The organism is Kribbia dieselivorans NBRC 106261 (assembly GCF_001552435.1).
In the GTDB taxonomy this organism is placed as follows: domain Bacteria; phylum Actinomycetota; class Actinomycetes; order Actinomycetales; family Dermatophilaceae; genus Kribbia; species Kribbia dieselivorans.
Genome location: NZ_BCRE01000108.1, coordinates 1 through 6,587 on the forward strand (window position 1 = coordinate 1; position 6,587 = coordinate 6,587).

8 protein-coding genes are annotated in these 6,587 nt (G+C 69.1%); 5 read left to right on the forward strand and 3 right to left on the reverse strand.

All coding sequences use genetic code 11. From position 1 onward, the window contains the following. The coding region (locus KD1_RS09795) for a CPBP family intramembrane glutamic endopeptidase (protein WP_068401210.1) at positions 1–944 on the reverse strand (944 nt) is incomplete at its 3' end. A 61-nt stretch (positions 945–1,005) separates the two neighbouring features. Between KD1_RS09795 and KD1_RS09800 the strand changes: the two genes are divergently transcribed. Then, positions 1,006–1,212, forward strand: coding sequence for a DUF4177 domain-containing protein (locus KD1_RS09800; protein ID WP_068401214.1), 207 nt, complete (start codon positions 1,006–1,008; stop codon positions 1,210–1,212). Between the two features lies 1 nt (position 1,213). On the opposite strand, the gene KD1_RS09805 is transcribed toward KD1_RS09800, so the two are convergent. After that, the gene (locus KD1_RS09805; protein ID WP_068401217.1) at positions 1,214–2,728 is read right to left on the reverse strand and encodes a carboxyl transferase domain-containing protein; all 1,515 of its coding nucleotides are present in this window, start codon (positions 2,726–2,728) and stop codon (positions 1,214–1,216) included. 85 nt (positions 2,729–2,813) lie between these two features. Here KD1_RS09805 and KD1_RS09810 point away from each other — a divergent pair, with 85 nt between their 5' ends. Together KD1_RS09810 and KD1_RS09815 are read left to right on the forward strand one after the other, a co-directional pair. After that, the gene (locus tag KD1_RS09810) at positions 2,814–3,176 is read left to right on the forward strand and encodes a hypothetical protein (RefSeq protein WP_068401219.1); all 363 of its coding nucleotides are present in this window, start codon (positions 2,814–2,816) and stop codon (positions 3,174–3,176) included. Next, positions 3,169–3,600: a hypothetical protein gene (locus KD1_RS09815; RefSeq protein ID WP_068401222.1), complete on the forward strand. Its 432-nt coding sequence runs from the start codon at positions 3,169–3,171 to the stop codon at positions 3,598–3,600. The genes KD1_RS09810 and KD1_RS09815 overlap by 8 nt, the downstream gene beginning before the upstream one ends. A gap of 29 nt (positions 3,601–3,629) precedes the next feature. Here KD1_RS09815 and KD1_RS09820 read toward each other — a convergent pair whose 3' ends face one another. Then, positions 3,630–4,481 carry an endonuclease/exonuclease/phosphatase family protein gene (locus KD1_RS09820; protein WP_169795374.1) on the reverse strand — a complete coding sequence of 284 codons (852 nt, stop codon included), beginning with the start codon at positions 4,479–4,481 and terminating at the stop codon, positions 3,630–3,632. A gap of 203 nt (positions 4,482–4,684) precedes the next feature. Here KD1_RS09820 and KD1_RS09825 point away from each other — a divergent pair, with 203 nt between their 5' ends. Both KD1_RS09825 and KD1_RS09830 read left to right on the forward strand, forming a co-directional pair. Continuing rightward, positions 4,685–6,001, forward strand: coding sequence for a bifunctional o-acetylhomoserine/o-acetylserine sulfhydrylase (locus KD1_RS09825; RefSeq protein WP_068401227.1), 1,317 nt, complete (start codon positions 4,685–4,687; stop codon positions 5,999–6,001). A 143-nt stretch (positions 6,002–6,144) separates the two neighbouring features. Next, positions 6,145–6,441 carry a hypothetical protein gene (locus KD1_RS09830; protein WP_157073275.1) on the forward strand — a complete coding sequence of 99 codons (297 nt, stop codon included), beginning with the start codon at positions 6,145–6,147 and terminating at the stop codon, positions 6,439–6,441. The last annotated feature ends 146 nt before the right edge of the window (positions 6,442–6,587 follow it).

The following is a 6,587-nucleotide window of genomic DNA, read 5'->3' on the forward strand; positions in this document are numbered from 1 at the left end:
TGCATGAGGTGGGTGCGCGTGATCTTCTGACGGCGCGCCAGCCACACGACGATGAGCACCGCGACGGTGTGCACGACCAGGCCGATGACGGCGGGGAACCACGAACTCGTCGTGTTCTGGTCGATGAGCGAGTCGTCGCCGGTGCCGGTGATGGCCCCGAGGATCATCACGAGCACGTTGTTCACCGTGTGCAGGGCCACCGCGGCCTCGAGTCCTCCGGTGCGCCAGGTCAGATAGGTCGCGGCGGTCGCGAACGTCGCCAGTTGGATGAGGATCCAGATGTCCAGCGACCCGTGGGCCAACGCGAACAGCGCCACGGAGAGCACGAGCGGCACACCGAGTGCCACCCACCGGTTGGCGAACCAGGATCCGAGAGACTGCATGAACCAGCCGCGGAACATGTACTCCTCACCGGCGCACTGCAGCGGGGTGAGCACCAGGGCCATGAGCACCAGCCATTCCCAGTACTGAGCCGGGGTGTCGGTCGAGTACCCCGCGGCGAACCAGTCGATGCCGACGTAGACCAACCACAGCGGGGTCAGGGCGACCAGGCAGGTGGCGAACCACCGCCAGCGGAAGCGCCCCACGACAGAACTGACGAATCCCATCGGCACCTTGTGGGCCAGGCGAATCGCGAGGAGCGCCGTGGGGATGAGCGCGATGAGGCTGGCGTCGACGAAGAGCATGTAGACCGGGTCGTCGGCGCCGCGGCCGAGCACGTCCTCGGACCAGGTCAGCGGGCGGCCGAGCACCGCGCCGACGGTGAGCATGACCACGCCCAGCACGATCGAGAATCCGATGTAGATCAACCCGACGAGCAGGATCGACAGCAGCGGACGCCACCACCGGTGCTGCGGTCCACGCAGCAGTCGGTGGTACTCCGCCTCGACGACCGGGCCGAGGTCAGGCGGGGGCGGTGCGGTCGGCGCGGTCTGCTGGAGCATGTCACTCATCCTTTCGCGCCGCACGGATGAGTGTCGAACCGGGTCGTGGCAAGGTGAGGACATGCAGCGATTCGAGTACAAGGTGGTTCAGGTCCGCGAAGGGCTCATCGGCGGCAAGATGAGCGCCGGCAAATTGGAGAACGTGCTCAACGACCACGCCCGCGAGGGGTGGCAGATGAAGTCGATGACCAGCCTCGATGTCAAGGGACGGATCGGGCCCGGCTCGGTCGAGGGCGTCATGCTGACGTTCGAGCGCCCGGTGGGCTGAATCAGGCGCTCAGCAACCCGAGCTGGTGGCCGATCTCCTTGGCAATGGCGTGCGCGAACTCGACCGGAGCGTCGTTCGCCGACTCGCGTTCACGGACGATCGCGTGCACGAGACCGTCGGCGTACATCTGCCGGGCGCTGATGCGCTGGGCGAACGCCAGGTCCGGGGCGTGGTCGATGTCCTGGTGGACGATGGCGCTGGCCCCCTCCGGCGGCAACGGTGAGAGCCACCCGTGCTCCGCGGCGATGATCCGCTGCGCCGGCAACAGCGCCAACGCGCCGCCGCCGGTGCCCTGGCCGAGCAGCACCGACACACTCGGCACGGTCAGCGCGACCATGTCCTCGAGCGAACGGGCGATCTCACCGGCCAGTGCCCCCTCCTCGGCCTCCTGGGAGAGATCGGCGCCGGGGGTGTCGATGACGGTGACCAGCGGCAGGCGCAGCTCCTCGGCCATGCGGAACCCGCGCCGGGCCGTGCGCAGCGCGGCCGGCCCCATCGACGTCGAGACCTGGTTGCGGCGATCCTGACCGACGAGGATGCACGGCCGTCCTGCGAACGAGGCCAGCGCCAGCAAGACCCCGCGATCGGACTCACCCTCGCCCGTGCCCTGCAGCGGCAGGACGTCCTCGGCCGCGTGGCGCAGCAACTCGCGCACCCCAGGCCGGTCGTGGCGGCGCGTCAACTCGACCGAGGCCCAGACCGATTCGCGGGTCGGTGACGGACCCGACACGCTGCGCGACGGCATCCCGGTGGTGCCCATGTCCATCGCCGACGGCACCCGGACCAGCCCCGGCCGGATCGGCCGTCGCCGGGGGAGGACCGGCACGTGGTGGGACCCCGGCCGGGTCAGCAGCGTCAACGCCCGCGCGGCGACGTCGGCGAGCTGGTCGGCCGGCACGACCGCGTCGACGATGCCCTTGGCCACGAGGTTCTCGGCGAGCTGGACCCCCTCGGGGAACGGGACTCCGTTGAGCGTTTCGTAGACCACCGGGCCGAGGAAGCCGATCAACGCGCCGGGTTCGGCGATCGTCATGTGCCCCAACGACCCCCACGAGGCGAACACGCCGCCGGTCGTGGGGTGGCGCAAATACACCAGGTAGGGGAGCCCGGCGCGCTTGTGCTCCAGCACTGCCCGCGAGATGTCGACCATCTTGACGAAGGCCGGTGTGCCCTCCTGCATGCGCGTACCCCCGGAGGCCGGTGCCGCCACGAGCGGCAGTCCCATCCGGGTGGCCCGCTCGGCGGCCGCGACGATGCGCTCGGCGGTGGCCCGGCCGATCGATCCTCCGAGAAAGCGGAACTCGCTGACGATGACGGCGACCTGCCGCCCGCGGATCCGACCCGTGCCGGTGACGACCGATTCGTCGGTGCCCGCACGCTGCTCCGCCGCCTCGAGTTCGGCGCGGTACGACGCGTCGTGGCCCGAACGGTCGACCGGGAAGTCCCACGACTCGAAGGAACCCTCGTCGAGAACCTGTCGGATCAGGTCGGCGCTGCCAAGGCGGGTCGGTGTCATGAGGGCAGTGTTGCAAGGATCGGCGCCCGGTGTGGGCTCGCGGGTGGCATCGGGCCGCCAAGGTGGGTGTCGTACCCTGTGCGACGTGTTTGCCCCCCTGACCGCGCTCGTCTACGCGACCAGCGCCGTGCTGGGCGTGATGGCGCTGTGGTACCTCGTCCGCAAAGTCGTCATCAACGACCGGTTGCTCATCGTCGCCGCCGTGCTCGAGGTGCTGGTCATCGTCCAGGCCGTGTGGACCACCGTCAACGGCGGACACATCGCCGACGTCACCCACCGGGCGACGTTCTTGGCCTACTCCCTGACCCTGCCGTTCATCCCGGCCGCGCTCGTCTTCATCGCGATCAAGGAGAAGACCGGCTGGGCCATGGGCGCCATTGTCGTGGGAGTCATCGCCATCGCCACGATGACCCTGCGCCTCCACCAGATCTGGACCGTCTATGCCTGAGACCCCCGCCCCCGCTGCCTCCTCAGCCCCGACCGGGCGCACGACCACCGGCACCGGCCTGGGGCGCATCATCGTCCTCGTCTACGGCGTGCTCGCGCTCGCCGCGACCGGCCGGTCGATCATGCAGATCGCGTCGTACTTCGAGCGCGCGCCGCTGGCGTACTCGCTCTCGGCGCTCGCCGCGGTGATCTACCTCGTCGCCACCGTGGCGCTCGCCGTGGGGCGGCGCCGCCTCGCCACGAGCGCCATCGTCATCGAACTCGTCGGCGTGCTCGCCGTGGGGGCACTGTCGTATGTCACGCCCTCGCTGTTCCCCGACAAGACCGTGTGGTCGCACTTCGGCGCCGGTTACGGGTATGTGCCGCTCGTGCTGCCGATCCTGGGTCTGTGGTGGGTGCGGCGCGGGTCGCGTACGCCGCACTGAGGGGAGCGTTGCCGGGCCCGGCAACGGGTTCAGGTCAGGCGCACGCGTGCCTGGACCGGACTGTGCTCCGAGGGCCAGACGCCGTCGAGGCTGAACGCGTTGACCGCCGCCTCGAGCACCGTGAATTCCGGCGTGGCGAGGATCCAGTCGATCCGCGGGGCCACCGGGTTGGCGTGCCCGAAACCCGGGTGGGTGCCGTACTCCGGCGTCGCCCGGCGGCGGGCCTGGGTCCACGTGTCGCGGTAGGGGCCACCGCCGGTGAGTCGGCTGTACTCCGCCGAGTCGCCGGCCGCGGTGTTGAAGTCGCCGATGAGGAGGACCGGCACCGTCGGCTCGCGGGTGGCCAGGGCGACGAGTACCCGCATCGCCTTCAACCGCGACCACTCCGAATCGGCGTCGAGGTGGGTGTTCGCGACGAGGAACTCGCGACCGGAGCACCGATCACGCAGGAGCGCGGTGACGACGACGTGGGGTTCGCGATTGCCCCACGTGCAGGAGCCCGGTGTGGCCGGGGTGTCGCTGAGCCACACCTGACGGTGGGCGCGTAGGTCCAGGCGATCGCGGTCGTAGAACAGGGCGTCGTACGGGCCCTGCGTCAACCCGTCGGTGCTCCCGGAGCCGACCATGTCGTAACTGACCGGCAGGGCGTCGGCGATGTCGCTGAGCTGGTGGTTGAACACGTCCTGGGTGCCCAGGATCGTCGGGCGCTCGGCGTGCAGAAGCGCGGCGATGGCGCTGACCCGAGAGTTCCAGTGGGTGGGCGTGCCGGGATGGGCCTGCGTGTCGGCGGACGCGTTGAGCGACATGACATGGAGGTCCGGCAGCGTCGCCGGGCCGATGAGCGCAGCAGTGGTCACTGCCCGCCGGAGAGGCCGAATCATGGTGAGAACCCTTGCAGCCGTAGATGGACTGCGATTGACCGTTGGGTGACGAGTTGGGGTCAATCTGAGGTGGAGTGGGCATACAGCACGGTTTGGGCCACGACAGGAGCATGTTTCCATCACATGGTGTTTGGTTTGACCTCCGGTGTAATGTCACTGTCTGACTGCCTGATGCATCACCCCCCTCAGCGAAAGTGAGTTCCATGTCCGAGAACAACTGGGCCTTCGAGACCCTGCAGATCCACGCAGGTCAGGTGCCCGACGAGGCCACCGGCGCCCGCGCCCTGCCGATCTACCAGACCACGTCGTTCGTCTTCAAGGACACCGACCAGGCCGCGAACCGGTTCGCCCTGTCCGAACTCGGCCCGATCTACACGCGCATCACCAACCCGACCACCGGCGTCATCGAGGACCGCGTCACCGCGCTCGAGGGTGGGACCGCCGGTCTGATGCTCGCCTCCGGTCAGGCGGCCGAGACGTACGCCGTGATGAACCTCGCCGAGGCCGGCGACCACATCGTGTCCTCCTCGGCGCTCTACGGCGGCACGTTCAACCTGCTCAAGGCGACCCTGCCGCGTTTCGGCATCGAGACCTCGTTCGTGACCGAGATCAACAACCTCGACGCGTGGCGCGCCGCGATCCGCCCGAACACCAAGGCGCTGTTCGCCGAGACGATCTCCAATCCCTCCGGTGAGGTCCTCGACATCGAGGGTGTCGCCGCGGTGGCGCAAGAGCACGGCATCCCGCTCATCGTCGACAACACCATCGGCACGCCGTACCTGGTGCGCCCGATCGAGTTCGGCGCCGACATCGTGCTGCACTCCGCCACGAAGTACCTCGGCGGCCACGGCACCTCGATCGGTGGCGTCATCGTCGACTCCGGCAACTTCGACTTCTCCGCCGACCCGGAGAAGTTCCCCATGTTCAACACCCCGGACCCGAGCTACCACGGCATCCGCTACGGCGTCGACCTCGGCGCCGGTGGTGCGCTCGGCGCCAACGTCGCGTTCGCGATGAAGGCCCGCGTGCAGTTGCTGCGTGACATGGGCGCGCCGATCAGCCCGTTCAACGCGTTCCTCATCGGGCAGGGCATCGAGACGCTCAGCCTGCGCATGGAGCGTCACCTCGAGAACACCCACCAGGTGGCGGCCTACCTCGGTGGTCAGGACCAGGTGGAGAAGGTGCACTGGGCCTCACTGCCGGACCACAAGACCTACACCCAGGCGCAGAAGTACACCCCGAAGGGCTCGGGCGCGGTCATCGCGTTCGACATCGCCGGTGGCGTCGAGGCAGGCAAGCGCTTCGTCGAGGCACTCGACCTGCACAGCCACGTCGCCAATATCGGAGACGTGCGTTCGCTGGCCATCCACCCGGCCTCGACCACGCACTCGCAGGGTGACGACGCCGGGCGCCTGGCCGCGGGCGTGACCCCGGGTCTGGTGCGTCTGGCCGTCGGGATCGAGCACATCGACGACATCCTCGCCGACCTGGACAAGGGCTTCGCGGCCGCGCGCGGCTGACGCTTCACCGTCTTCCTTCGCCGAGTGGTCAACGTTTGCGACGTAACGGCCGGTTACGTCGCAAACGTTGACCACTCGACGTGTTTGTCTGGGCTGTGGAGAACTTCTCGGGCGGGATCGCGGTTTTGCATACCGTGGTCGTCATGGGGCAACGGATCACGGTGGACGCGCATTCGATCGCCGCGCTCGGGCGCGTGCTGACCGACCTGTCGGAGTGGATCGCGCTGCGCGCCGACCTGGCACAGAACCGAGGTCAGGTGATGTTGGAGGCCCAGCCCGGCACGGACGCCTACCGGCGCCTGCTCGGTGACTGGGAACAGGCCCGCGACACGCTCTGCACGACGTTGACCGCCCTGGGCGAGGCCTCGACGGTGGCCGGAGCGGCGTACGTCACCGCGGAGCGCAACGCCGAGACCGCCCTGACCCCGGGTCGGCGATGAGCACCGACCTTCCCGGAGCGCGGCACGGCGGGCATGTCGTCGACGGCGGGCCGGTCGTGCGCTGCGACCCCGACGCCCTTCACGCCGAGTCGATGCGGGTGGTCAACCGCGCGCGGGTGCTGCGCGAGGCGCACGCCGGCACCGCC